This window comes from Streptomyces sp. KL2, assembly GCF_046529545.1.
GTDB lineage: Bacteria > Actinomycetota > Actinomycetes > Streptomycetales > Streptomycetaceae > Streptomyces > Streptomyces radiopugnans.
Genome location: NZ_CP127170.1, coordinates 869,440 through 894,534, shown reverse-complemented (window position 1 = coordinate 894,534; position 25,095 = coordinate 869,440). Strand labels below are relative to the sequence as shown.

At 75.7% G+C, this 25,095-nt stretch carries 25 protein-coding genes; 7 read left to right on the top strand and 18 right to left on the bottom strand.

What is annotated here, in order from left to right:
• Positions 1-28: 28 nt before the first annotated feature.
• Positions 29-1,405 (bottom strand): acyl-CoA dehydrogenase family protein, encoded by a 1,377-nt coding sequence (locus QPK52_RS04095; protein WP_410535632.1) that lies wholly within the window; start codon positions 1,403-1,405, stop codon positions 29-31.
• Positions 1,406-1,817: 412 nt separating this feature from the next.
• On the opposite strand from QPK52_RS04095, the gene QPK52_RS04090 reads away from it, so the two are divergent.
• Complete coding sequence (locus tag QPK52_RS04090) at positions 1,818-2,738, top strand: alpha/beta fold hydrolase (protein ID WP_410535631.1); 921 nt, start codon at positions 1,818-1,820, stop codon at positions 2,736-2,738.
• An 84-nt stretch (positions 2,739-2,822) separates the two neighbouring features.
• On the opposite strand, the gene QPK52_RS04085 is transcribed toward QPK52_RS04090, so the two are convergent.
• Entirely contained in the window at positions 2,823-3,752 is a 930-nt protein-coding gene (locus tag QPK52_RS04085; RefSeq protein ID WP_410535630.1) for a transketolase family protein, read from the bottom strand.
• 30 nt (positions 3,753-3,782) lie between these two features.
• Complete coding sequence (locus tag QPK52_RS04080) at positions 3,783-4,433, bottom strand: transketolase (RefSeq protein ID WP_410540187.1); 651 nt, start codon at positions 4,431-4,433, stop codon at positions 3,783-3,785.
• Between the two features lie 144 nt (positions 4,434-4,577).
• Between QPK52_RS04080 and soxR the strand changes: the two genes are divergently transcribed.
• Together soxR and QPK52_RS04070 are read left to right on the top strand one after the other, a co-directional pair.
• Positions 4,578-5,039, top strand: coding sequence for a redox-sensitive transcriptional activator SoxR (gene soxR / locus QPK52_RS04075; RefSeq protein WP_410535629.1), 462 nt, complete (start codon positions 4,578-4,580; stop codon positions 5,037-5,039).
• A 129-nt stretch (positions 5,040-5,168) separates the two neighbouring features.
• Positions 5,169-5,513, top strand: a complete 345-nt coding sequence (locus QPK52_RS04070) for a DUF3140 domain-containing protein (protein WP_093656038.1) — start codon at positions 5,169-5,171, stop codon at positions 5,511-5,513.
• An 81-nt stretch (positions 5,514-5,594) separates the two neighbouring features.
• Here the strand turns inward: QPK52_RS04070 and QPK52_RS04065 are convergent, their stop codons facing one another.
• Positions 5,595-7,766, bottom strand: a complete 2,172-nt coding sequence (locus tag QPK52_RS04065) for a putative bifunctional diguanylate cyclase/phosphodiesterase (protein WP_410540186.1) — start codon at positions 7,764-7,766, stop codon at positions 5,595-5,597.
• Positions 7,767-7,786: 20 nt separating this feature from the next.
• On the bottom strand, positions 7,787-8,602 hold the full coding sequence (locus tag QPK52_RS04060) for an SAM-dependent methyltransferase (protein WP_410535628.1): 816 nt from the start codon (positions 8,600-8,602) through the stop codon (positions 7,787-7,789).
• Between the two features lie 193 nt (positions 8,603-8,795).
• Between QPK52_RS04060 and QPK52_RS04055 the strand changes: the two genes are divergently transcribed.
• The gene (locus QPK52_RS04055) at positions 8,796-9,146 is read left to right on the top strand and encodes a hypothetical protein (protein WP_410535627.1); all 351 of its coding nucleotides are present in this window, start codon (positions 8,796-8,798) and stop codon (positions 9,144-9,146) included.
• A gap of 153 nt (positions 9,147-9,299) precedes the next feature.
• Here QPK52_RS04055 and QPK52_RS04050 read toward each other — a convergent pair whose 3' ends face one another.
• Complete coding sequence (locus QPK52_RS04050) at positions 9,300-9,734, bottom strand: DUF2267 domain-containing protein (protein ID WP_093656032.1); 435 nt, start codon at positions 9,732-9,734, stop codon at positions 9,300-9,302.
• A gap of 184 nt (positions 9,735-9,918) precedes the next feature.
• Between QPK52_RS04050 and QPK52_RS04045 the strand changes: the two genes are divergently transcribed.
• On the top strand, positions 9,919-10,317 hold the full coding sequence (locus QPK52_RS04045) for a ChaB family protein (protein ID WP_410535626.1): 399 nt from the start codon (positions 9,919-9,921) through the stop codon (positions 10,315-10,317).
• 211 nt (positions 10,318-10,528) lie between these two features.
• Here QPK52_RS04045 and QPK52_RS04040 read toward each other — a convergent pair whose 3' ends face one another.
• From QPK52_RS04040 to QPK52_RS03985, 12 genes are all read right to left on the bottom strand, one after another.
• Complete coding sequence (locus tag QPK52_RS04040; RefSeq protein ID WP_410540185.1) at positions 10,529-11,401, bottom strand: glycosyltransferase family 2 protein; 873 nt, start codon at positions 11,399-11,401, stop codon at positions 10,529-10,531.
• 121 nt (positions 11,402-11,522) lie between these two features.
• Positions 11,523-12,395, bottom strand: a complete 873-nt coding sequence (locus QPK52_RS04035) for a glycosyltransferase family 2 protein (protein WP_410535625.1) — start codon at positions 12,393-12,395, stop codon at positions 11,523-11,525.
• Entirely contained in the window at positions 12,392-13,351 is a 960-nt protein-coding gene (locus tag QPK52_RS04030) for a glycosyltransferase family 9 protein (RefSeq protein ID WP_410535624.1), read from the bottom strand. The genes QPK52_RS04035 and QPK52_RS04030 overlap by 4 nt, the downstream gene beginning before the upstream one ends.
• A 71-nt stretch (positions 13,352-13,422) precedes the next feature.
• A complete protein-coding gene (gene rfaE2 / locus QPK52_RS04025) occupies positions 13,423-15,090 on the bottom strand; it encodes a D-glycero-beta-D-manno-heptose 1-phosphate adenylyltransferase (protein ID WP_410535623.1) in 1,668 nt (555 codons plus the stop codon).
• Positions 15,083-15,691, bottom strand: coding sequence for an SIS domain-containing protein (locus tag QPK52_RS04020; RefSeq protein WP_410540184.1), 609 nt, complete (start codon positions 15,689-15,691; stop codon positions 15,083-15,085). The genes rfaE2 and QPK52_RS04020 overlap by 8 nt, the downstream gene beginning before the upstream one ends.
• 149 nt (positions 15,692-15,840) lie before the next feature.
• Entirely contained in the window at positions 15,841-17,061 is a 1,221-nt protein-coding gene (locus tag QPK52_RS04015) for a glycosyltransferase (protein WP_410535622.1), read from the bottom strand.
• Complete coding sequence (locus QPK52_RS04010; RefSeq protein WP_410535621.1) at positions 17,058-18,023, bottom strand: glycosyltransferase; 966 nt, start codon at positions 18,021-18,023, stop codon at positions 17,058-17,060. The genes QPK52_RS04015 and QPK52_RS04010 overlap by 4 nt, the downstream gene beginning before the upstream one ends.
• The gene (locus tag QPK52_RS04005; RefSeq protein WP_410535620.1) at positions 18,020-19,069 is read right to left on the bottom strand and encodes a glycosyltransferase family 9 protein; all 1,050 of its coding nucleotides are present in this window, start codon (positions 19,067-19,069) and stop codon (positions 18,020-18,022) included. The genes QPK52_RS04010 and QPK52_RS04005 overlap by 4 nt, the downstream gene beginning before the upstream one ends.
• Positions 19,066-19,803, bottom strand: a complete 738-nt coding sequence (locus QPK52_RS04000) for a D-glycero-alpha-D-manno-heptose-1,7-bisphosphate 7-phosphatase (RefSeq protein WP_410535619.1) — start codon at positions 19,801-19,803, stop codon at positions 19,066-19,068. The genes QPK52_RS04005 and QPK52_RS04000 overlap by 4 nt, the downstream gene beginning before the upstream one ends.
• Entirely contained in the window at positions 19,800-20,909 is a 1,110-nt protein-coding gene (locus tag QPK52_RS03995; RefSeq protein ID WP_410535618.1) for a glycosyltransferase family 2 protein, read from the bottom strand. The genes QPK52_RS04000 and QPK52_RS03995 overlap by 4 nt, the downstream gene beginning before the upstream one ends.
• Positions 20,906-22,543 carry a carbamoyltransferase gene (locus QPK52_RS03990; protein ID WP_410535617.1) on the bottom strand — a complete coding sequence of 546 codons (1,638 nt, stop codon included), beginning with the start codon at positions 22,541-22,543 and terminating at the stop codon, positions 20,906-20,908. Before QPK52_RS03990 ends, QPK52_RS03995 begins: the two co-directional genes overlap by 4 nt.
• A 227-nt stretch (positions 22,544-22,770) precedes the next feature.
• Positions 22,771-23,736, bottom strand: a complete 966-nt coding sequence (locus tag QPK52_RS03985; protein WP_410540183.1) for an NAD-dependent epimerase/dehydratase family protein — start codon at positions 23,734-23,736, stop codon at positions 22,771-22,773.
• A gap of 81 nt (positions 23,737-23,817) precedes the next feature.
• Here QPK52_RS03985 and QPK52_RS03980 point away from each other — a divergent pair, with 81 nt between their 5' ends.
• Together QPK52_RS03980 and QPK52_RS03975 are read left to right on the top strand one after the other, a co-directional pair.
• Entirely contained in the window at positions 23,818-24,045 is a 228-nt protein-coding gene (locus QPK52_RS03980) for a DUF6480 family protein (protein WP_410535616.1), read from the top strand.
• A 14-nt stretch (positions 24,046-24,059) separates the two neighbouring features.
• Positions 24,060-25,076, top strand: coding sequence for a polysaccharide pyruvyl transferase family protein (locus QPK52_RS03975; RefSeq protein ID WP_410535615.1), 1,017 nt, complete (start codon positions 24,060-24,062; stop codon positions 25,074-25,076).
• Positions 25,077-25,095 lie beyond the last annotated feature (19 nt).

The window sequence follows — 25,095 nt, the reverse complement described above, 5'->3', positions numbered from 1 at the left end:
CCGCCCCCCAGGAGCCCGCGCTCGCCGCTCAGCGCCTGTTGAGCAGCGTCTCCAGCAGCCCCGCGCGGCGTGCGGGCTCCTGGGGGGCGGCCTCGGGGAACAGTTCCGGTGCCGTCTCCGGGGTCTCCGCGGTCTGCGGGGGTATCCCGGCCGCGAGGTCCGCGTGGGCCGCGAGGTCCGCGTGGGCGGTGAGGTCGCCGGGGCCGGCGAGGTCGGCGGGGTCGGTCCGCACCAGGTCCGACAGCCGCTCCGACCACTGGCCCTTCGCGGTGCCCATCGCCACCTCGCCCAGCCTCAGCCGCTGGATGTCCGAGGTCCCGGCGGGGGCGAAGATGTGATGGGCGTCGCGCAGATAGCGCTCGACGGGCCGGTCGGTGAACAGGCCCGCGGCGGCGTGGATCTCCATGGCCTCGCGTGCGGAGTCCAGGGCGTACTCCACGTTCACCAGCTTGGCGTTCATCAGTTCCGCGTCACAGGGCACGCCGCGGTCCAGCAGGTGCACCGCGTGGTAGGCGGCCAGCCGGGCCGTCATCAGCCGGGACTGCATCTGCCCCAGCTTCAGCTTGATGGAGCCCAGTTCGCCCAGAGGGGCGCCGTAGCGCTGCCGCTCGGCGCAGAACTTCGTCGTCTCCTCCAGGACGGCCTGGTGGATGCCGAGGGACACGGCGGTGAGGTTGGCGCGCCCGTACAGCACGCTGGAGGAGTAGGCCACGGACAGGCCGTCGCCCTCCTCGCCGAGCCGGTTGGCCGCCGGGACGCGGCAGTTGTCGAAGATCAGCTCGCCGAAGCTGAAGCCGTGCAACCCCATCGAGGGCTTCTGCGGGGCCAGGGAGAAGCCGGGCCGGTCGGACTCCACCAGGAAGGCGGACAGCCCCTTGGAGCCGGGCCCGGTGCGCACCACGACGCCGTGCAGATCGCCGACGTGGCTGTTGCCGACGAAGACCTTGCGGCCGTTGAGGATGTAGTCGTCGCCGTCCCGGACGGCGCTGCTGGTCATGCCGAGGACGTGGCCGCCGGACTCCGGCTCGGTGACGGCGATCGTCGGCAGGCAGTCGCCGGAGGCGACCGCGGGCAGCCACCGCTTCTTCTGCTCCTCGCCGCCGAAGTGGAGGATCTTGGCGACGCCGAGCTGCGATGCCTGGACCATGGCGCCCATGGCCCCGCTCACCCGGGCGAGTTCCTCGATGACGATGGTCTTGGCGAGGTGCCCCGCCCCCATGCCGCCGTACTCACGAGGGACGGTCACGCCTATCCACCCCTGACGGGCGATCAGCCGGGACAGCTCGTGGGAGACCGCGCGTGACGCCTCCATCTCGGCTATCCGGGGCCGGACCTCCCGTTCCGCGAACTCCCTGACCTGCAGACGCAGGTCCTTGTGCCGCTGGTCGGCGAAGTAACCATCCATGACGAGCCCTCTTCTGCGGTACGCCCCCGCTTGCCTGTCAGGCGGGGGTGGAGCGTCTGCGGTGGTCCCGTCCCGTTCGGCCGACACCACCAACATCGTCTCCGGCGTGCGGATCATTTCAAGATCACTCCATGACTATGGCCGAAAATATGCCATTGGGTCATGCGGAGTGCCTTTCGCGGGGGGTGTTGATTTGATCTGGACATGATGAGCCCTGAGCGGATTACCCGGGAGCACTACCCAGTGGCATAGCCCGGTTACACGACCCCCGCGTGTAACCGACGTCACAGTGCCGTTCGCGTCGACCGCGTGCGATCAGACGCTCCGTCATGCTAAGGGCTGAGGTCTGTTCGGCCGGGGGCGCGGTGGGGAAGGGTCCTCCCGACCCGCCGACACCGAGGAGCGAGAGAACGTGACCCTGCGAGCGGACACCACCCCGGCCCAGGACGGACTGCCCGTCGCCACCTACACCTGGCTCCCGGCCGGCGCAACCCCCCGCGCGCTGGTGCAGATAGCGCACGGCGCGGCCGAACACGCCCTGCGCTACGACCGGTTCGCCCGCTTCCTGGCCGGGCACGGCTACGCGGTCGTCGCCTCCGACCACCGCGGCCACGGCGCCACCGCCGAACACACCGGCGGATACGGCGTGGTGGGGGAGAGCGGCTGGCGGGCCGTGGTGGAGGACCTGAAGGCGGTCGGCGACCGGCTGCGCGCGGAGCTGCCCGGTGTGCCCCACGTCCTGCTCGGGCACAGCATGGGCTCCCAGCTCGCCCGCGACTTCGCCCAGGAGTACGGCGGCGGGCTGGCCGGGCTCATCCTGTCGGGGACCTTCCGCTCTCTGCCCGGCGCGGAGCCGCAGGGGGCGGTGGAGCGGCTGCGGGAGGAGATCGACCGCGGCGGCCGCGCCGCCCCCTCGGACTTCGTGCCCGCCCTCTTCGGCTCCTTCAACGACCCCTACGAGCACCGCACCGGATTCGAGTGGCTCTCCCGCGACGAGGCGGAGGTCGACCGGTACGTCGCCGACGAGCGGTGCGGCTTCCCCTTCAGCGCCGGCCTGGCGCTGGACTGGGTGCTGGGGGTGCGCAAGGCCAACGACCCGCGGCAGCTCGACCGCGTGCCGCGCGACCTGCCGGTGCACGTCGCGGTCGGCGACCGGGACCCCTGCCACCAGGGCATGACGCTGGTGTACGAACTCCTGGAGGACTTCCGCTACCTGGGGCTGCGCGACCTGACCTGGCGGGCCTACGAGGGCGCCCGGCACGAGATCCTCAACGAGACCAACCGCGACGAGGTCCAGGCCGACCTGCTGGCCTGGCTGGACGACCACGTGTGAGAGGGCCGCGTGCGAGACGGCGCGCGGGGTCCGGGGCCGGCGGGACCGCCGCGCGGACGGGCGGGCCGCGCGGGGCGGGCGCCGTCAGACCGCGGCGCCCGCCGTGAAGCCGGTGATCCGCTCCCGCAGCGAGCGCGGGTCCAGGCCGTGGGCCGCCAGGTGCTCGGCGGCCGTGCCGTAGCGGCGCAGCTCGGCCCGTGCCGTCCCCAGCCCGAGGATCCGGTGCGGGACGTCGGCCAGGGCCTCGGCGGCCGCCGCCGTGGAGGTGCCGGCCAGGTACGGCTCGACCAGGACGACCTCGGGGGCGCCGGAGCCGGCGACGGCCGCCCGCAGGGCGGCCGCGTCGAAGGGGCGGACGGTGGCGGCGTACAGGACCGTCGCGTCCAGTCCCCGCACGGCGTCGAGGACGCCGTCGAGCAGCGGGCCGACCGCGACGACCGCCGGAGCCCCCGGGCCGCCGCGCCGCACGGTGAGGAAACCCTCGCCGGTGACCGGCAGGGGGCGTGCGTTGGTCTGCGCCGACAGCCGGACGTACACCCGGTCGTCCCCGCCCCCGTCCCCGCCCGCGCAGGCGCGGCGCAGCAGCGCCTCGGCCTCGTCGGGGTGGCCGGGCACGTGGACGGTCCAGCCGTCCAGGGTGTCCAGCAGGGCCACGTCACCGGGCGCCATGTGGGTGAAGCCGCCGGCCGGCCAGTCGTAGGAGCCTCCGGCGCTCACCAGCACGCCGCCCGTCCCCTGGTGCCCGAAGTCCAGCTTCAGCTGCTCGAAGGGGCGTTCCACCAGGAAGGAGGCGAAGGTGTGCAGTACCGGGCGCATGCCGGTGAGGGCCAGTCCGCCGCCCACGCCCACCAGTAGCTGCTCGCGGATGCCGACGTTGACCACCCGGTCCGGGTGGCGCTCGGCGGCCCGGCGGAAGCCGTCCGCGCCGATCTCGGCGAGGACGACCGCCAGACGCGGGTCCTCGTCCAGCAGGCGGGAGACGACGGAGGCGAAGCGCTCGCGCATGGTGTCCATACGGGGATCTCCTCGTGCTTTCCGTGCCGGTCAGGCGTGCTTGGGTTCGACGCGGGCGACCACGGCGTGCGGGCGCCCGGGGTGCCGGCCGGTGTACGCCGCGTGCAGAGCCTCGTGGTCGCGGCCGTCGACGGTCAGCGCCGACCAGCCCGCGGCCGTGAAACGGGAGGCGATGCCGCCGGGCGGGGGGTGGGAGGCGGAGGAGTTGTCGATCACCAGGACGTGCAGGCGGTCGAGCCCGGCGGCGCCCGCGAAGTCGATCGCCTCGTGGTTGCTGCCCTCGTCCAGCTCGGCGTCCCCGACCAGCACCCACACCCGCGGGCCGGACCGCCCGCGGGCGCGCAGCCCGAGAGCGGTTCCCACGGCCAGCGGCAGCCCGTGCCCGAGCGAGCCGCTGCCGATCTCCACGCCGGGGACCAGCGTGCGGTCGGGATGGTGCCCCAGCGGCGAGTCGTAGGAGCCGAAGCCCGGCAGCCAGTCGGCGGGGAAGAAGCCCCGGGCGGCGAGCACGGCGTAGTACGCCATCGGGCCGTGCCCCTTGGACAGCAGGAAGCGGTCCCGGCCGGGGTCGCCGGGGCGGTCCGGGGAGACCCTCAGCGCCCTGTCGTAGAGCACCCACAGGGCGTCCAGGGTGGAGGTGGCGGCGGCGTCGTGCTTCTCGTCGCCGGTCATCAGGGACATCAGGGCCGGAAGGGCGCCGAATCCGAGGCTCCTGCCCGGTGCGGGGGAAGGCGCGGACACGGGGGTGTCAGGTGGTGTCGAGATCGTCATGCCAAGAGGCTGCAATCTCAAGTCGGCTTGAGGTCAAGCGATATGCTCGCAGCCATGACCGACCGAGACGGACGCCTCGCCATCGGGGAGCTGGCCGCCCGCTCCGGGCTCGCCCCCTCCGCCCTGCGCTACTACGAGGAGATGGGCCTGATCCACTCCGAGCGGACCACGGGCAACCAGCGGCGCTATCCGCGCACCGCCCTGCGCCGGGTCGCCTTCGTACGGGCCGCCCAGGTGGTCGGCCTGTCCCTGGAGGAGGCCCGGGCCGCGCTGGACCGGCTGCCCGTGGACCGGGCGCCCGGCGCGGCCGAGTGGAACGCCGTGGCCCGTACCTGGCAGCGGAGGATCGACGCGCGGATCGGCGAACTGGAGCGGCTCAGGGAGCGGCTGACCGGGTGCATCGGCTGCGGCTGCCTCAGCCTGCGCAAGTGCGGCCTGTACAACCCGGACGACGTCGCGGGCTCGCAGGGCCCGGGCGCGCGCTACCTGGAGGGGGACCCCCTGCCGGAGGCCTGAGGCACGGCCGGTGCGCGAGCGCGGCTCCCGGCCCACGGCGGGGCCCGGGGAAACCCGTCCGGTGCCGGACGGGTTTCCCGGGCCCCGCCGTGGGCACTCGCGCGGCGCGAGAGATCCGGGAGGTTGACGATGGCCGACATCTCCGAGCTGGAGCTGGACGCCCTGTGGGACGAGTTCCACGCCGTGGTGAACATGACGTCGAACGAACTGGAGGCCTGGCTCAGGACGAGCGTCGCCGGCGAGCGGGCCGAGGAACTGCCCGAGCAGGCCGGATCCGAGCGGGGACGGCAGGTGCTGGCGATCCTGCGCAAGCGCCGCACGGACCTCACCGACGACGACGTCGCGGTGATGCGCGAGGTCGTCGACACCGTCAGCGCCGAACGCGAGCGGGTGCGCGTGGCCGAGGCGGTGCGGGACTCCGACTGGCGCCACCGGATGATGTCCCTGGGGCACGACCCCGTCAGGGCGTCCTGACCGCGGCGCGCGCCGGGTGCCGTGCCGTACGCCGCCCTTCTCCGGCCCGGCCCGCGCCGTGCGCCCGGCCCGCGCCGCCCGTCACTGACCGGCGGCCAGCGGCAGCGCCCGCGACGACAGGCGCTCGGGCGGGCCGGGCCGGGCGTAGTACCAGCCCTGGGCGGAGTCGCAGCCCAGCTTCCGCAACTGGTCGGCCTGGGCCGCCGTCTCCACGCCCTCGACGGTCACGGCCAGCTCCAGGGCGTGCGCCAGCGAGACGATGCCCTCGACGACCTTGAGGTCGACCGGGTCGGCCGGATCCTGCTGGAGGCCCCGGGTGAAGGAGCGGTCCAGCTTCAGGGTGGTCGCGGGCAGCCTGCGCAGACTGGCCAGGTTCGAGTAGCCGGTGCCGAAGTCGTCCAGGGCGATCCGCACCCCCAGGTCGGCGAGTCGGCGTAAAGGCTTCAGCTCCGCGTCGTCGGCGCGGATCAGGGCGCTCTCGGTGACCTCCAGACAGAGCGAGGCCGGGTCCAGCCCGGCGTCCTCCAGCACCGCCACGGTCTCGGGGACCAGCTCCGGATGGTGCAGCTGCCGCGGCGAGAGGTTGACGTTCACCCGCAGCGGCCGGGTGCCGCCGATGCCGCGCACCTGCCACTCGCACGCCTGCCGCACCGCCTGCTCCAGCACCCAGCGCCCCAGCGGCACGATCAGTCCGGTGTGCTCGGCCAGCGGGATGAAGCGGTCCGGACCCAGCACCCCGTGGAGCGGATGCGCCCAGCGCACCAGCGCCTCGGCGCCCTCCACACTGCCGTCCTCCATCCGCACCAGCGGCTGGTACTCGATGAAGAACTCCTCGTCCTCCAGCGCGGCGGGCAGGTGGGTGGTCAGCATGTGGCGGCTGATGGTGCGGGCGTCGCAGTCGGGGTCGGCCAGCTCGTAGCGGTTGCCGCCCCTGGCCTTCGCCCGGTACATGGTGATGTCGGCGCTGCGCAGCACCTCCGCCGGCGTCAGCTCCCCGACCGGACCCTCCACGACGCCGATGCTGGCGCGCACCGGCAGCTCCCGGCCGGCCAGCGGGATCGGGCAGGACAGCGCGTCCAGCGCCCGCTGGGCCAGGTCGGTCACCTCCGAGCGCGAGGCGGGGTCGCTGACCAGGGCCACGAACTCGTCGCCGCCGATCCGCGCGACCATGTGGCGCGGCGAGGCCACACAACTCTGCAGCCGCTCGGCGACGTTCACCAGCAGCTGGTCGCCGACCGAGTGGCCCAGGCTGTCGTTGACCGTCTTGAAGCCGTCCAGGTCCAGGTAGCACAGGCCGATCCGGGCGGTGCCGGAGCCGGGGGAGAGGACGTGCTCCAGCCGCTCGAAGAACAGCGTGCGGTTGGGCAGGTCGGTCAGCGCGTCGTGGGTGGCCTCGTAGCGCAGCCGCAGGTTCAGCAGGCGCCGCTCGGTGATGTCCTCCATCAGCGCCAGCATGTAGCGCGGCTCGCCGTCGGGGCCGCGCAGCAGCGAGACGGTCAGGTTGGTCCACAGCACGGTGCCGTCGCTGCGCGTGTACGGCTTCTCCATGCGGTAGTGGTCGCGCTCGCCGCGCACCAGCTCCTCGTGGATCCGCCAGACGCCCGGGGCGTCGTCGGGGTGGACCCAGTCGGAGACGCGGCGGCTGCGCACATGCTGCTCCGAGCCGCCGAACATCTTCGCCAGCGCGCTGTTGATGTCGAGGACGGTCCCGTCCATGTCGGCGATCCCGATGCCGACCGTGGCCCCCTCGAAGACCGCCCGGAAACGGGTCTCGCTCTCGTGGAGGGCCTTCTCGGCGCTCTCCCGCGCCGCGAGCGCGGAACGGGCCAGCGCCTCCTGCTCGGAGCGGGTGCGCTCCTGCAGCGCGCGGGCGAACCCGGCCGAGACGGCGTGCTGGAGGCGGGCGCAGCGGGCCCGGCCCTCCTCGGTCGGCAGCACCGCCGGGTCGCTGCAGTACAGCAGCAGGTACGCGTCCACCACGCCGAGCACCTGCGGCAGCGCCTCGGGCGCGGTGCAGTGCGCCTCGACGAGCGCCGCCCCCACGTCGCGCCCCGGCGAGGGGTCGAAGGGGCGGGCGTGCAGCGCCTCGCCGAGGGTGCGCGCCAGGGGGAGGAGGTAGTCCTCGAACTCGGTGCGGGTCATCGAGGTGGCCGTGGCGGGGTAGACCGCGCGGCTCCAGATCCGGGCGAAGCGGCGGTATCCGTCGTAAGGGTCGCCGGGGGCCTCCGGCGCGAGGGGACGGCCGGAGGCGATGGGCCCCTGTGGCGTCGGACTCACGCCTTGCGTCCCACTCCACCGAAGCCGGTGAAGACCACGGGGTCCTCCTGGTCGACCGGTCCTTCCGGACGCCAGTTCGGCATGGAGACCAGACCGGGCTCGACCATCTCGAAACCGTCGAAGAAGCGTTCCACCTCCGAGCGCGAGCGCATGATCAGCGGCGAGCCGATGTTGCGGTAGACCCCCTCCACCTCGTCCCCCTGCTCGGGTCTGCGCGGGCCGCCCTCGACCGAGGCGTGGGTGAGGACCAGCAGGCTGCCGGGGGCGAGCGCGTCGCGCAGCTCGGCCACCTTCGCCCACGGGTCGTCGCCGTCCTCCAGGAAGTGCAGCAGCGCCACCAGCAGCAGGGCCACCGGGCGCTCCAGGTCGAGCAGGCGGCCGACCTCCGCGCTGCCGAGGATGTCCTGGGGCTTGCGGAAGTCGGCGGCGACGACGCCGGTGCGGTCCTCCTGGCCCTCCAGCACGGCCCGGCTGTGGGCGATGGCGACGGGGTCGTTGTCGACGTAGACCACCTTCGCCTCCGGCGTGGCGGCCTGCGCGACCTCGTGGACGTTGCCGAAGGTCGGGATGCCCGAGCCGACGTCGAGGAACTGGGTGATGCCCTGCTGCGCGGCGAAGCGGACGGCCCGGCGCATGAACGCGCGGTTGGCCTGCATGATCTTCGGAAGCCCCGGGAACACCTCGATGGCCCGCCGGGCGGCCTCCCGGTCGGCCTCGAAGTTGTGCGACCCGCCCAGGTAGTAGTCGTAGATGCGGGAAACGCTCGGCACGGACAGGTCTATGTCCTGCGGAGCCCAGGCGGGACGCTCCATCGATGTCTCCAACCGGTCGGTGAATATGACAGGGACTCCTGAGGCTACTGATCCCAGGCTGACAGGTACACGGATCCGGGACGCCGACGTTCCGGCACCGGACCGCTACGTATAGCTTGCCCCGGTTCCTCCGTCGGGATAATCGTGGCGGCCACCGGGTTTTCCCGCCCCCCTTCCCGGACACCCGGAACGGATGAGTACCACCGATCACGACGAACTCCCGTTCCCCGACTACGATCACCTCTCCGCGGGCGAGCTGGAGCACCGGATCCGGGCCCTGTCGCACGACGACCTGGAGCGGCTGCTCCGTTACGAGCGCGAACACGCCGGCCGTACCCATGTGATCGCGCTGCTGACGGCCCGTATGCACCAGCTGGAGGAGGGCAGCCCGCGCTCCCCGGGCGGCGCCGAGCCGCCCTCGGGCCCGCAGGGCGAGCCCGGCGGATCCCCCGTCAGCCCGGCGACCTCGCCGGAACCGTACAACCCGCCCCCGCACGGCACCCCCGACCAGCGCGCCAAGCCGGTGGGCAACCGCTTCCGGTAGAGGCCGCCCGGCAGGTGTGAGGCCCCCGGGAGCCTGTCCCCGCTCCCGGGGGCCCTGCGCATGCCCTGCCCGCACCGGTCCTGCCCGCGCCCGGCCGCCTCTCCGGCGGCCGGGCGCGGGCAGGAGCGAAGTGCCGGGGGAGCCGGGACCGGTTCAGTACTCCTCGGCGCGGGTGGACGGCAGCAGCTCGCGGATGTCCGGCGGCAGCACGTGGCCCACCTTGGTCATCAGCTCGGGCGAGACCGCCGCGTCCAGCACCTCCAGCACCGCCGTGGCCTCCCGCACCGCGGTGTCCTCCGTGGCGTGGGACCGCCAGGCCACCCGCCCGGCGAAGGTGGTCAGGTCGAACGGCTCGCCGTGGGTGCGGGCGTCGGCCCGCCGCTGCGGCGAGGTCTCGTGCCCGGCCACCACCCGGCGCAGCGACTCCGCCGCCTCCCCGGGCAGCTGGGCGGCCAGATGATCGGCCACACCGTCCGGTATCCGCTCCGCCAGCGTCTCCAGCGTGGCCCGCAGGGCCCGCTCGGCCGCCTGCCGGTCCGGCAGGTCCGCGTGCGCCTGCACCTGGCCGGTGAGTTCCTCGTACCGCATGGTCGGCACTCCTCTCGGCGTCTCGTCGGCGTCTCGTCGGGGCCCGCCGCGGCCCTCGCCCGCCTCCGCGCCGGCCGCGGCCCCTCTGGGGCGGGTGACCCTGCCGGTGCGCATCGACACCTGCCGTTTCCGTGACCGGCGGCCGGGAACCCGTAGTGGATCAGACCGATCGGAGGTGAGGAACGTGCCCGCACGGAAGGAGCTTCCGTCGACCCTGGAGCGCTCCCCCGAGGAGGCGCAGCGCACCTGGATCAAGGCCCACGACTCCGCTGTGGAGGAGTACGGGGAGGGCCGGCGCGCACACCAGACCGCCTACAGCGCGCTGAAGCACAAGTTCGAGAAGGTGGGCGACCACTGGGAGCGCAAGGAGGGCGGCCGCAAGGGGCCCTCCGACGAGCGGGCCGCCCGCCCGCGCGGCAGGGGCGGGCGCAGCGGCGAGGGCGTCGACGAGAACGCCAGCAAGGAGCACCTGTACTCCATCGCACAGCGGCTGGACATCAACGGGCGCTCCCGGATGACCAAGGACGAGCTGCTGCGGGCCATCCGCAAGGCCAACCGCTCCGAGACCCGCCGGGCGCGCTGAGGCCGTGCCCACACGGCACCGAACACGGCGCCGACACGGCCACCGCGCCGTGTCGGCGTCCCGCGTCTGACGGAACGACTCGGGAACGGGCTTCCCGTAGGGCGCCCTCGCCACCGGGCCGCCGTCGACGTGGAGCGGAACGGCCGCGGGACGAGCCGCTGGAGGACTCGTCCCGCGATTCCAGGGGCCCGCCCCGTCCGCCCCGGCCGCCTCAGCCGACGTAGCGGCGGGCGGCGGAGCGGCGCTGCTCCTCCTCCAGCAGCCGCAGTCGCTCCTCGACCTCCGGCGGCACCACCCGGCGCTCGCGCAGCACCCACGGCAGCCCCGCCAGCGCCCGGCCGAACGCCCGCGCCGACGCCGCGTCGCGCGGCACCGTGCGCGCCAGCCGCCAGGTGCGGCGCAGCGCCGCGGGCAGCGGCCGGCGCAGCCAGCCGAACCACAGCGTGTTGCGCAGCCCGTCCTCCCGGCGCGCGGTCGCGTCCCGCACCGCCGAGGGGGCGTGGTGGACCGTCAGCTCCTCCGCGTAGGCCAGCCACCAGCCGCGCACCATCAGATCGGTGGCCAGCAGCTCCTCCTCGCCGCCCAGCCACAGCCGGGGCGAGAAACCGCCCGCCTCCCGGAAGGCGCCGGTGCGCAGCACCGTGGCCGCGGCCAGGAACGAGCCCAGGGCCGGGCCGGGCAGCCACTCGGGGCCGGACAGCGGGGAGCCGCGCAGTTCGGCGACGATCGGGTCCTCGGCGCCGCCGGGCTCCACCACGATGCGCGCGGTGACCGCCGCCAGCCGCGGGTGGGCGTCGAGCAGGCCGGCGGCCCTCTCCAGCGAGCCCGGCTCCCACCAGGAGTCGTCGTCGCAGAAGGCCACGTACGGCGTGGTCACGCGCTCCACCGCGACATTGCGCCCCACCGCCCCCAGATTCCGCTCCGCCCGCAGCAGCCGCACCCACGGGTGGACGCGTGCGACGGTCTCGGCGGTGCCGTCCGCCGAGGCGTTGTCGACGACGAACACCGGCGGGCGTTCGGGCAGTCCGGCCAGCCGGCCCAGGGTGCGCAGCAGCTCCTCGCGTCGGTTGTGGGTGATCACCACGACCGAGACCCGGGCCCCGGCGTCCGGGGCCTCGTCCGCGCCGGCGTGCCCGGAGGGCCGGGTGGCCCCGCCGGGTCCGGCGGCCTCGTCGGTTCCGGTGACTCCGGTGGTTCCGGTGGGCTCAGGGGCCACGGTGCTGTCCTTCCACACGGCGTGCGGCTTCCTCGATGTAGGGCGGCAGGGGCCTGCGCGCGCGCACCGCCGACGGCAGCCGGGCCAGCGCGCCGAGCAGGGCGCGGCGGGCCTCCGGGTCGCGGCGGGCCCGCGCGGCCAGCGCCCCGGTGCGGCGTGCGGCCAGCGGCAGCGGACGGCGCAGCCAGGTGGTGAGCAGTTCGTTGCGCAGCACCCGGGAGCCGCGCCCGGACCGCGGCGAGGGGTCCGGATGGTGGTGGGCGACGACCTCCGGGCAGTGGGCGACCCCCCAGCCCCGGGCGGCCAGGTCGTAGGCGAGCAGGGTCTCCTCGGCGCCGAAGAACAGCAGCGGATGGAACCCCCCGGCGTCCAGGAACGCCGACCGCCGCACCACCGAGGCGCACCCCAGGAAGCCCAGCACCTGCGGGCCCGGCAGATCCGGGACCGTGCCCAGCGGGGAGCCGGCCAGCAGGTCGTCGAGGGGGTCGGGATCCTCCTCGGGGCCCACCAGGGTGCGGGCCGCGATCAGTCCCAGCCGCGGATGGGCGTCCAGCAGCGAGACGGCGCTCCCCAGGGCCCCGGGCTCCCACCAGGAGTCGTCGTCGCTGAAGGCCACGTACGGCGTGTCCATCGCCGCCACGCCCAGGTTGCGGGCCACCGCCCCGCGGTTCTCGGGCAGCGGCATCAGTGCCACCTGCGGGAAGAGGGCCGAGACCATGGTGCGGGTGTGGTCGGCCGAGGCGTTGTCGACCACCAGCACCGGCGGGCGCTCGGGCAGCGCGGTCAGCGCGCGCAGCGTGCGCGCGAGGCTGTCGGCGCGGTCTCGGGTGGCGATGACCACGCCTATCGGCGAGCCGTTCACGCGGCACGCACCTCCGGCAGTAGGGACAGCGCCTCCAGTACCTCCTCCGGCCGGATGCGCAGCAGCAGGGGATCGGGACCGCGGCCGTGAGGGTCGCCGGGCGGGCCCGGATGCCACAGCACCCGGTGGCGCTCCAGCGGCGGCGGACCCCACAGGGCGGGCGGCACCGGCCCGAAGAGGGTCACCGACGGAGTCCCGTGGGCCACCGCCAGATGGGCCACACCGGTGTCGCCGCTCACCACGGCCGAGGCCCCCGCGACCAGCGCGGCCAGCCGCTCCAGCGGCGGTTCGCCGTGGACGTCGGCGTCGGGCAGGCCGGCCAGCTTGGCCAGCCGTGCCAGCAGGTCGTACTCGTGGGCGCCGCCGGTGACCACCACACGGCGCCCGGCGTGCCGCAACCGCGCGGCCACGGCCGCGTACCGCTCGACGGGCCAGCAGCGGGCCGGGGAGCCCGCGCCCGGGTGGAGCAGCACCGCGCCCGGGGCGGGACAGGCCACCGGGGGCGGCGGCAGACGGAGGTCGGCGGGGTCCGCCGGGATGCCGTACCAGGACAGGAAGCGGCACCAGCGGTCGCGCTCGTGCTCCTCGGCGTACCACTGCGGGCCGTCCTCGGCGGCGAAGGCCAGCAGGCGCCCGGGGCTCAGCGCCGCCAGCGCCCGCATGCTCTCCGGCCCCCTGCCGTGCAGGTCGACGGCGATCTGCGGCGGCGGCCCGTGCCAGCCGGTGATCCCGGGGACGGCGCGGCCCGGCGCCGAGGCGGGCAGCAGGGTGTCCACGGCACCGCTCGCGCGGACGAGGGGGGCCAGCTCCGCCGGGGCGGCGAGTACGGTCTCGTGGCCGGGGAAAGCCCGGCGCAGCGCCCGCAGGGCGGGCACACCGGCCAGCAGATCGCCCAGGCCCAGCGCGCGCAGCACCAGCAGCCGGGGCCGGTGGGGGGCGCCCGCGGAACCGTTCACGGGGATGTCCGGCCGGCGGCCGCCCGCCGCGTCCCGTTCCGGGCTGTTCACTGTGTCCCGTTCCGGGCTGTTCACTGTGTCCCGTTCCGGGCCACGGACACCGCGGCACGCTCGGCGATACGGCTGCTGGAACGGCCGTCGAGGTACGGCAGCAGCACCGCCTGCCCGCCCCAGCTCTCCACCAATGCGGCCTCGGGCAGATCGGCGAGCGCGTAGTCGCCGCCCTTGACCCACACGTCCGGGCGCAGCCGCTCCAGCAGTTCCTCGGGGGTGTCCTCGTCGAAGACCGCCACCGCGTCCACGCACTCCAGCGCGCGCAGCACCCGGACGCGGTCGGCCAGCGGGTTGATGGGCCGGCCCGGGCCCTTGCGGCGGCGCACCGAGGCGTCCGAGTTCAGGCAGACCACCAGGCAGTCCCCGGTGCGGCGGGCCGCCTGGAGCAGTCCGACGTGGCCGGCGTGCAGCAGGTCGAAGCAGCCGCCGGTGGCCACCACGGTGCCGCCCGCCGCCCGGACCCGGGCCACCAGCCGCTCCGCGTCCTCGCCGCGGGCGGCGGAGGGCGGCCGGGGCGCGGCCCGGTCGGGGAAGGCCAGCGCCGCCGCGCCCCCGGCCGCCACATAGCCGCTGGCGGCCGCCACCGCGCCCCGTACGGCGGTCTCCGGCAACGCGCCGTCGGCCAGCAGCCCGGCCGCGGCGGCCGCGAACTGGTCGCCGGCGCCGCAGGAGTCGCCGCTGTGCCGCGCGGGGGCGGGCACCAGCAGCGGATGGTCGCCGTAGGACAGCAGCGCGCCGCGGTCGCCGAGGGTGATGGCCACCGAGGCCGCCCCCCACGCCTCGGCCAGCGCACGGGCGTGGCGGGCCGCCGTGTGCAGGCTCTCCGGCTCACCGGACGGCTTCGCCGGCCTCGTGGGCCCCGGCGCCTTCGAGGTGTGCGAGGCCTGTGAGACCTGGGAGGTCCGTGAAGCCTTCGGAGTCGCCGAAGTGCCCGGATCCCCCGGGGTCTTCGAAGCCCCGGGGGCCTTCGCCGGGTCCGTCGCCCGGCCGGCTCCGGCCGCCGGGCCGGACGGCCCGCCGGAGCCGCCCTCCAGCCGTCCGGCGAACAGCCGGGCCTCCGCCGCCGTCGGGGTCACCAGGCGGGTGCCCGGGACCGGCTCGCGGCCGCGCGGGTGCGGATCCCACACCAGGGGCACCCGGGCGGCCCGCTCCGCCAGCAGCCCGCGCACGGCGTCCGCCGTGCCCCGGCCGTAGTCGGAGACCAGCAGTGCCGGAGCCGAGGCGATCGCCTCGCGGACCTCCTCGGGCACGGCCGGGCCCCCGCCGGAGGGGGCCCGGCCGGCGCCCCGGTCCATCCGGACCACCGGGCGGCCCCCGGCCAGCACCCTCGTCTTCTCCGACAGGGCGCCGTCCAGGGGCAGCGCGGCGACCGACACCCAGGGGGCCAGCAGTTCGCGCAGCCGCACGCTCGCCGGATCCTCCCCCAGGGCGGTCACCAGGGTGACCGGACGGCCGCCGAGCGCCGCCACATAGGCGGCCAGGGCGGCGCCGCCCGGGCGCAGCCGCTCCTCGCAGTCCTCCAGCACCGGCACCGGGGCGTCCGGAGCCAGGCGGTCCGCGCGGCCGACCAGATCGCGGTCGAGCAGGGCGTCGCCGACCACGACCAGCGGCGCGGCGGCGCCGCCCGGCGCGGCGGACGCGCCGGGTGCCGGGCCGTACAGCGGGTCGGGCATCGGGTCAGGCATCGGCGGCATCGTCCGCGCTCCCCCCTTCCAGGATGTCCTCCAGGGCGGCGTCGAACGCGGCGCACACCATGTGCACCGCCACCAGATGGAGTTCCTGCACCGTGGCGGTGGAGCCCGCCTGTACGCACAGCGACTCGTCGCTGCCCGCGGCCAGCGGGTTGGGCGCGGGCCCGGTCAGCGCCCACACCGACATCCCCGCCTCGCGCCCGGCCTCGGCGGCCGACAGCAGGTTGGCGCTGGCGCCGCTGGTCGACAGCAGCATCAGCACGTCGCCCTCGCGCCCGTGCGCCCGCACCTGCCGGGCGAACACCTCGTCCACGCCGTAGTCGTTGGCGATCGCGGTGGTGGAGGAGGTGTCGGCGTGCAGGGCGATGGCGGAGAAGGGCGGACGGTCGTCGCGGTAGCGGCCCACCAGCTCGGCCGTCAGATGCTGGGCCTGGGCGGCGCTGCCGCCGTTCCCGGCCGCCAGCAGCCGTCCGCCGCCGGCCAGCACCCGCGCCAGGCGCTCGCCCCAGCTCTGGGCCGTGCCGGCCTGGTCGCGGAAGGGCGCCAGCGCGTGCAGCAGCTCGTCGCAGTGCTCGGCGACCGGCCCCGGCCTCATCGCCGTCCCCGTCCCCGTCCCCGTCGCCGGAGCCGGGGCGGGGGCGGTCCGGGTGCGGCGGACCTTCGTGCCGTTCCCGGCGGCCCCGGCGGTGCCCCTCGCGGTCTTCGCGGCCGTCTTGGCCGCCTTGTCGGTGGTCTTGGCCGTCGTCAACGGATCGCCCCCGTCGGAACGCGGTGGCGCGCGACCACCTGGGCGTACACCTGCTCGGCGCCGTCGGCGACCCGCTCCCAGGAGAAGCGGGCCAGGGCGCGCTCACGACCGGCATCGCCGTAGCGGCGCAGCAGCTCGGGCGAGCCGGTCAGTTCGTTGACGGCGCGGGCGAGCGCGCCGGGATCGCCCGGCGGCACCAGCCGCCCGGTGACCCTGTCGGCGACCGAGTCCAGATGGCCGCCGACACCGGTGGCGACGATCGGCACACCGCAGGCCATGGCCTCCAGCGGGACGATGCCGAACGGCTCGTAGCGCGGCGTGGACAGCACCAGGTCGGCGCCGCGGATCAGTTCGGGCATCCGCTCGTGCGGCACGGCGCCCAGCAGCCGCACCCGGTCCGCCACCCCCAGATCCCCGGCCAGCCGCCGCAGCCGCACCGCCTCGGGGTCGGTGTCAAGCAGCGCGGGCTCGGGGCCGCCGGCGATCAGCAGCTCCGCGCCGGGGATCCGGGCCAGCGCCGCGATCGCCTGGTCGAAGCCCTTGCGCGGCACCAGGCGGCCGATCGCCAGCAGCCGGTGCGGGCCGCCGCGGCGGGCGTCCCGCCCGGCGGGGTCGGCGGGGCTGAACTCCAGGGTGTCCACACCGCACGGCACCACCGACGTCCGCTCCGGCGGCACGCCCATCGCGGTCAGTTCGAAGACCTCGTCGGCGCAGGTCGCCAGCACACGGGCGCACTCGCGGCCGATCCGCCGCTCCGCGTCGATCCGCTCGGGCGGGCTGGTGTCGTCCGCGCCCTGGTGGCGCCGCTTGACGGTGCCCAGCGCGTGGAAGGTCTGCACGACCGGTACGCCCGGGCCCTTCGCGCCGAGCAGCGCGGCCGTGCCCGACATCCAGAAGTGCGCGTGCACCACGTCCGGCCGCCGCGCCGACCAGCGGCGCGCCAGATGGTCGCCGAAGGCGGTCATGTACGGCGGCAGGTCGTCCTTGGGCACCGGACGGGGCGGCCCGGCCGGCACGTGCTCGACGGTCACGCCCGGTGCCAGAGGCACCCGGTCGGGAGGCTCGCGGGAGTCCCGGCGGGTGTGGACGGTGACCTGGTGGCCGCGCCGCGCCAGCTCCTTCGACAACTGCGCGACGTACACGTTCTGGCCCCCGGCGTCGGGTCCGCCGAGCGCGGCGAGCGGACTCGCGTGCTCGGACACCATGGCGATCCTCATCGGGCCACCTCCTTGATCAGCCGCTCCCAGTCGTCCAGGAAGCGCGGCAGCCCGTAACGGGCCAGTGCGGCCGTGCGCGCCTGCTCGCCGACGTGGCGCGCGTACGCCGGGTCGGCGAGGAGACCGCGGACGGCGTCGGTCAGGACGTCGAGCCGGTTGGAGAGCACTCCGGCCCCCTCGGGCACGGCCGCGGACGCCTCGGTGGTGTCCAGGGCGACCACGGGCATGCCCAGGTGCATGGCCTCCAGCAGGGAGAGGCCGAGCGAGGTCCAGCGGATCGGGTGCACGTACACCCGCCGCCGGGCCATGGCCCGGTGCAGCTCCCGCTGGGGGAGTTCGTGGGCGCGGCAGCGCTCCTCCGGGATGCCGAGCCGTCCGGCCAGCCCCCGGGTCCGCATGCCGAAGACGTCCAGGGGCGCGGCCTCGGCGAAGCGCGGCAGCAGGTCGGTGCCGGTGGTGCGGCCCCGGCGCAGCGGCTCGTTGACCACCACCGCCGCCCGCTCCAGGTCGCCGGTGTACAGCGGCCCCGGGTCGACGATGCCGTGCTCGACGACGGCGGTGGGGGAGGGGCCGCAGTCCCAGAACAGCCGGTTGAAGTGGGTGACGTGGACGATCGTCAGGCCCGGCTGCCCGGCCATCGGGTGGCGGGTGTCGGGTACGTTCCCGTCCGGGGCGTTGTGCTCCAGGTAGACGGCCGGCACGTCGCGGCCCGGCAGCCGGCCGCCCAGCCACTGCTCGGCGAGACCGAGCTCGTGGGGGCGCTGGAGCACCACCAGGTCGACGTCCGCCTCCCGCAGCTCCTCGGGGGTCAGCTCCACCACGCTGTCCGGCCAGTCGAAGGTGACGGCGCGGCCGAGCCCGTCGGGACCCCGGTCGGGGGTGACGGGCACGAGATAGGTGTGCGGGCCCCGGACGAACGCGGTGGTCCAGGAGCCGTGCACATGCCACAGCAGGATCCTCATGCGGCTCCCTTCCGGCCGCCCTCGGCGGCCGTGCTCTGCCGGCCGCCTTCGGCGGCGGCTTTCTCCACCGCGGTGACCAGGTCCTGCGGCGTCACACGGTCCAGACAGGGGTGCCCGGGGACGGGGCAGACGCGGGCCCTGGTCCCGGCGCACGGTGCCTGCTGGTCGCCCAGCAGCACCAGGGGCACGCGGAAGGGGGCCCAGCGCTCGGCCGGGACGACCGGCGAGAACAGCGAGACCACCGGCGCTCCCACGGCGGCGGCCAGATGGGCCGGGCCGGTGTTCCCGGTGACCACGGCCGCCGCGCCCGCCAGCACTCCGGCCAGTTCGGCGGGCGAGGTGCGCCCGCCCAGGTCGAGCCCCGCGCGGCCGGCCACGTACGAGGTCAGCTCGCGCTCCTCGGGCACGCCGGTGACCACCACCCGGTGCCCGGCCTCCGCCAGGGCCTCGACGGCCTCGGCCGACCGCTCGGGGCTCCAGCGGCGGGCGGGCACGCTCGCCCCCGGGTGCATCACGACATAGCCCGGCGGCCCGGCCAGCTCCTCCACCCCGGGCGGAGGCAGCACCCGCAGCCGCCCGTCGTCGCCCTCGGGCAGGGGGAAGCCGGCCGCCTCGGCCAGCGCCAGGGCGGCCTCCGCCTCGTGTGCGTGCTCGTCGCGCCGGTGGCGGACGTCCAGCAGCGAGCCGGGGTAGTGGACGCTGTCGGCGGCGATCCGGGACACACCCGCCATCCGCAGCACCAGGGCGGTCGGCAGGGGGCTCTGATGGGCCGAGGCCAGGATCAGGGCGGTCTCGCAGCGCCGCCCGGCGATCAGCTCCACGGCCTCCTCGACGCCGTCCCGCCCGGTGGGGGGCGGGTCGAGGCCCACCCAGGGGGCGTCCCAGACGACGACCTCGTCCACTCCGGGCAGCATCCGCCCGGCGGGCGCGCCGCGCGGACCGCACAGCAGCGTCACGTGGTCGGCGCGCGCGGCCACGGCCCGAACCGCCGGGCCTGCCAGCAGCACGTCCCCGAAGCTGTCCAGACGTGCGACGAGTGCTCTCATGACGGCCTCCGGGCGGTGGCTGTGCGGGCGGCTGTGCGGGCGGCCGCGCGGCCGGCGGTACGGGCGGCGGCGCGGGCGGGTCCGGGGGCCTGAGCGGTCTGGGCGGACTGGGCGGCGGTCTGGGCGGCGGCGGTCGCGGCCCGGTCGGCGCGCCGGGCGGCGTGCGCAGGCACCCGCGCCGGAGTGCGGCCGTCCGCACCGGCGGGGCGGGGCCACGGCCCGTCCAGCGCCGCGCGCACCGCGGTGAGCAGGTCGGGGGCGACCGCGGGCGCCTCCCGCACCTCCTCCGGAAGGGTCACGGGGGTGGGGACGAGGATGCCGCGGGCGCCGGCGGCGCGTGCGGCGTCCATGTCGGAACCGATGTCCCCGATCACCACGCACTCGGCGGGGGCCGCGCCCAGCCGCCGGGCCGCGTCCAGCACCAGGGCGGGGGCGGGCTTGCGGCAGGCGCAGCCGTCGTCCGGGCCGTGCGGGCAGACGGCCCATGCGTGGAACGGGCCCAGCAGTTCGTCGATCCGGGCGTGCACCCGGCCCATGTCGTCCCAGCCGATCAGACCGCGCGCGATGCCGGACTGGTTGGTGACCACCGCGGCCGGCACTCCGCGGGAGCGCAGCAGCGCCATCGCCTCGGCGGCGCCCGGCATCGGGCGCACCAGCGCCGGATCGCCGTTGTAGGGGACGTCCTCCACCAGGGTCCCGTCCCGGTCGAGGAGCACCGCGCGCACAGCCGTCATACCGTGCCTCCTCCTCCGCCGTGCCCGCCGCCCGCGGTGGGGAGCTCGGTGGGACGCTCGACGGGGCTCGCGCCGCCCGGGCCCGCGCCGCCCGGGCCCGCCTCCCAGGGAGCGGCGGCGCGGTGGCGCAGCGTTCCGGCCAGCCGGTGGTAGACCGCCAGCGGCGGTATGAGCACGCTGGTCACCAGCATGGTCGTGACCTCCTCGCGGGTGCGGGGTCCTGGCGCTATCCGGGCCCGGGCGAACTCGGCCGTGCCCAGCAGCCATCCCGCCCCGGCCAGGGCCGCGGCCCGCCGGCGTCCCGCCGCGGCCAGGACGAGGGCGGCGGCGCCCGCGGCGGTGACCGCCGCGTGGCGGCGGATGCGCCCCCGGGGCGCGGCGGCCCGCCGCCACCAGGAGGGGCCGTGCAACCGCAGCATCAGCGCGTCGTCGGCGTTGCCGCGCTGCATGCGCAGCGACACCCAGCGGTCGGCGGGCCGCACCGGATGCGTGGTCAGCCTGCCGCCGCGCCGGATGCGCCAGCCGTCGTCCAGCACCCGCAGCGCCAGGTCGGCGTCCTCGCGGAAGGCACGCGGGAAGCGCTCGTCGAAGCCGCCGACCGCCTTGAGCGCCTCGGTGCGGTAGGCCATGTCGGCCGTCGCCCACTGGGCGCGGGCCAGTCCGGAGGTGCTGCGCTCCCAGTCGGTGGCCCGCCGCCCGGTGGGAAGCGGCACGTCCAGCACGCCCTGCACCCCGGCGACGGTGGGATCGGCCTCGCCCAGGTCGCGGGCCAGGGCCTCGCGCCAGCGGGCGCCGACGCGTACGTCGTCGTCGAGGAAGGCCACCCAGGGGGCGGTGACCAGCCGCCAGCCGATGTTGCGGGCACCGGCCGGCCCCCGGCCGCCGGTCTGCACCACGACGGCGCGCTCGCGCAGCGGCCCCAGCGCGTGCAGCGGCAGCTCCTCGCGGAGCGGCTCGGGCTGCGGCCGGTCGTCCACGATCACGACCTCGCGCGGCTCGGGGCCGGCCGACCGGCCCAGCGCCGCCAGGCAGTCGGCCAGGCAGGGTCGCCCGACGGTGGGTATGACCACCGAGTAGTCGACGGCGGCCCGGTTCGGGGCGCTCACGCGAAGAACCTTCCGCGGCGGACCGCGAACGGCCCGATGGCCAGCAGGTCCACGGGGGAGGAGCCGAAGCACTCCAGCGCGTCGCGCGGGGAGTCCACCATCGGGCGTCCGGCGGTGTTGAGGCTGGTGTTGACCACCACCGGCAGCCCGGTGCGGCGCTCGAAGGCGTCCAGCATCCGCGCCACCAGCGGCTCGTCGCCGGAGTTCACCGTCTGGATGCGGGCGGTGCCGTCCACGTGCACCACCGCGGGGATGCGGTCGCGCCACTCGCGGGCCACGTCGTGCACGAACAGCATGTACGGGCTGGGCAGGGGCCCGTCGAAGATCTCCGCGGCGCGCCCCTCGGCGACCATGGGAGCCACCGGGCGGAACTCCTCGCGGCCCTTCACCCGGTTGAGCCGGTCCAGGTTCTCCGCCCGGCCCGGGTGGGCCAGCAGCGAGCGGTGGCCCAGCGCGCGCGGGCCGTACTCGGCTCGGCCCTGGAACCAGGCCACGATCCCGTCGCCGGCCAGCGTCTCGGCGACGGCCTCGGCGATGTCGGCGGGCCGTTCGTAGGGGACGGCCGCCTCCTTCAGGAAGTCCTCGATCTCCTCGTCCGACCAGCCCCGGCCCAGGTCCGCGCCGGGCATCGGCAGCGGGGACTCGTCGTGCGCGGCGGCCAGGTGCAGGGCCGCGCCCAGCGCGGTGCCCGCGTCGCCGGCCGCGGGCTGCACCCACACCCGCTCGAAGGGGCCCTCGGCGGCGAGACGGGAGTTGGCCACGCAGTTCAGCGCCACCCCGCCGGCCAGGGTCAGCTCCCGGCCGCCGCCCTCGGCGTGCAGCCAGCTCGCCAGGTCCAGCAGCGTCTCCTCCAGCACGGCCTGGGCGCTGGCGGCCAGATCGGCGTGGTCCTGGTTCCACTCGGCGCCCGCCCGGCGCGCGGGGGCCAGCGCCGCCCACTCCACCCCGTGGGCGGCGAAACCGCCCCTGCCGTCGCTGTGCACCCACTGGCGCAGCTGGGGCAGGAAGCGCGGCTTGCCGTAGGAGGCCAGCGCCATGACCTTGTACTCGTCGCTGGAGCGCAGGAAGCCCAGGTGCTCGGTCAGCTCCTCGTAGACCAGGCCGAGCGAGTGCGGCAGCTTCTGTGTGGCCAGCACCTCCAGCCGGTCGCCGTGGTAGCGGCCGGACAGGTGGGAGGCGCACTCGCCGCGCCCGTCGAGGACCAGGACCGCGCTGTCGCGGTGCGGCCCGGCGATCCCGGCGGACGCGGCGTGCGCCATGTGGTGCGGCACGAAGCGGACGACGGAGGGGTCCAGACCCGGCAGCGCCTCGGCAAGGAAGGACGGGGCGCGGCGGGCGTACTCCTGGCGCAGGTGGTCCCAGGGGTCCTTCAGACCCAGCGACTCGGCGGGAGCCGCCAGGCCGGGGTCGAAGGAGTAGGCGACCGCGTCCAGGTCGGCGGGGGTGAGACCGGCCTGCCTCAGGCACCAGGCCGCCGACCGCTCGGGCATCTCCCAGGCGGAGAACGGCACCGGCCGCTTGCCGTGCTTGCGCCGGCTGAACCGCTCCTCCTCCGCCGCCGCGACGGTGCGGCCGTCGATCACCAGTGCCGCCGCCGGGTCGTGGAAGACGGCGTTGATGCCGAGGATGCGCATGAGGGGTGCCTCCGTGCTGTCGGTCCCGATGACGTCCAGGTGCCCCTGGGAACGCTGTGGCGTCCGTGGTTACCGGCGGCGGTGATGCCAAACGCCGCATGTCGACTCTTTACGGGGGAACTGACTCCAACGGGTGACGGAAGCGTGCCGGGGAAGATCCGGGAAGGGCCCGGGAAAGGGCCGGCCGCCACTCCGCCCGGGAGGGCGGGACGGCGGCCGGCCGCGGCTCAGGCGGCGGTCCGGCCGGCGAACCAGTCGATGGTCCGCTCCAGCCCCTCCTGCCAGCCCACACGCGGTTCCCAGCCCAGCTTCTCCCTGGCCAGGGAGGTGTCCGGGCAGCGCCGGGCGGGATCGTCGCCGGGCCGCTCGACGAAGGTGATCGGCGAGGCGGAACCGGTGAGCTTGACGATCCGGCGTGCGATGTCAAGGACGGTGGTCTCCTCCTCGCCGCCGATGTTGACCGGTCCCGGCAGATCGCTCGCGGCGAGTGCGACGATGCCCGCCACGGTGTCGTCGACGTAGCACAGCGAACGGGTCTGGCCGCCGTCCCCGGCCACCGTCAGGGGCTCGCCCGCCAGGGCCTGCCGGACGAAGGTCGGCACGGCGCGGCCGTCCCCGGCGCGCATCCGGGGGCCGTAGGAGTTGAAGATCCGCACGATCGCGGTGTCCGTGCCGCGCGCCCCGCGGTGGGCGGTGACCAGCGCCTCGGCGTACCGCTTTGCCTCGTCGTAGACGCTGCGCGGGCCGACGGGGTTGACGTGCCCCCAGTAGTCCTCGCGCTGCGGGTGTTCCTGGGGGTCGCCGTAGACCTCGGAGGTGGAGGCCAGCACCATCCGCGCGCCGTCGCGCTCGGCCAGCTCCAGGGCGTTGCGGGTGCCGCTGCTGCCCGTCTCCAGGGTCTCCAGCGGCAGCCGCAGGTAGTCCGCGGGCGAGGCCGGGCAGGCCAGGTGGAAGACCAGGTCGAAGGGGCCGCCGGGCAGGTCAGCCAGGGCGCCCGGCGCGCAGGCGTCGCGCCGCACGAAGGCGAAGCCGTCCCGGCCGAGCAGGTGCGCGAGGTTGCTCTCGGACCCCGAGAGCAGGTTGTCCACGGCCGTCACCGCCAGGCCGTCGTCCAGCAGGCGCTCGCACAGGTGCGAACCCACGAACCCGGCACCGCCGGTCACCACGGCCCGCCGCCGGTCACGTTCACCCATCATCGGCACTCTCCCTCTCGTTCCCCGCTTTTGTTGCCCGGAGCTGGTGTAAGGGGGCGTCCTGCTGCGCACTCGGAGACCATGAGCGAAACGCATCCGGACCCGGACCCCCGGCGGTCGCCCGGTCTCGAGAACGGCGGCGGGGTGCCGCCGGGCGAGACGCCGCCCGGCGAGAGCAGCACGCCCGCGGGCGCCCCGGACCAGAACGCCAACACGCCCAGCGGCTGGGGGCCGGTGCCACTGGTCCTGCTGCTGGTCCTGACCGTGCTCGTCGCAGGGTTCTTCATCGCCTACGCAGTGGCGCTGTGACCCCGAGTCCCCGGATGGCGAAGCCGAAAACACCCGAAGCGGCCGGAACACCCGGAACGGCCGGGACGGCGGGAGGGCCCAGAGCGCTGCTCACCGGCTGGTTCACCTTCCTGCACGGCGAGGCCACGGCCGGCGACGTGCTGGCGCTGGAGCGCGTCCGGGAGGTGCTGGACCGCTCCGGCATACCCCATGACACCGCCTGGAGCCCGGGCTTCCGGCCGGACGGGCCGCATCTGGAGGACGCGGACCCGGCGCGGTACACCCATGTGGTCTTCGTCTGCGGCCCGCTGCACGGACCCCAGGTCGCAGGGCTCCACGAGCGCTACCCGGACTGCGTGCGCATCGCCGTGGGCGTGTCGGTCATCGACCCCGGGGACCCCGCCGTACGCGGCTTCCACCATGTGCTGCCGCGCGACGCCGAGGGGGTGCGGCCCACCGCCGACCTGGCCGCCGCCGCGCCCGCGGCGCCCGCCGCCCCGGTGGCCGGCGTGATCCTCACCCGCGGGCAGGGGGAGTACGGGGGCCGCCGCCGCCACGAGGAGGTCGCCGACCGGGTCACCGGGTGGCTGGCGCGGACCGACTGCGCCCGGGTGGAGCTGGACACCCGCCTGGCGGACGGCGACTGGCGGCTGTGCGGCACCCCCGCCCAGCTCCAGTCCGTCCTGGCCCGGCTCGACGTCGTGGTGACCGACCGGCTGCACGGCCTGGTGCTCGCCCTGCGGGCCGGGGTCCCGGCCCTGGCCGTCGACCCGGTGGCCGGCGGCGCGAAGGTGACCGCCCAGGCGCGGGTGCACCGGTGGCCGGCCCTGGTCCCGGCCGAGCGGCTGACCCACGAGGAGCTGGACCGCTGGTGGCGGTGGTGCCTGGCCGAGGGCCGGGCGGCGGCCGGGCGCCGCCGGCACGCCTTCCGCCGCGCCTTTGACCGGGACCAGGGCGGCGCGCTGGCGAGACTGCTGCTGCCGGGAACCGGCACCGGCCCCGGGACGTACGGCGCCGGTGCCGGACACGTACGGCGGAGCGGGCGGCGGTAGCCGCCCGGCCACCCGCCCG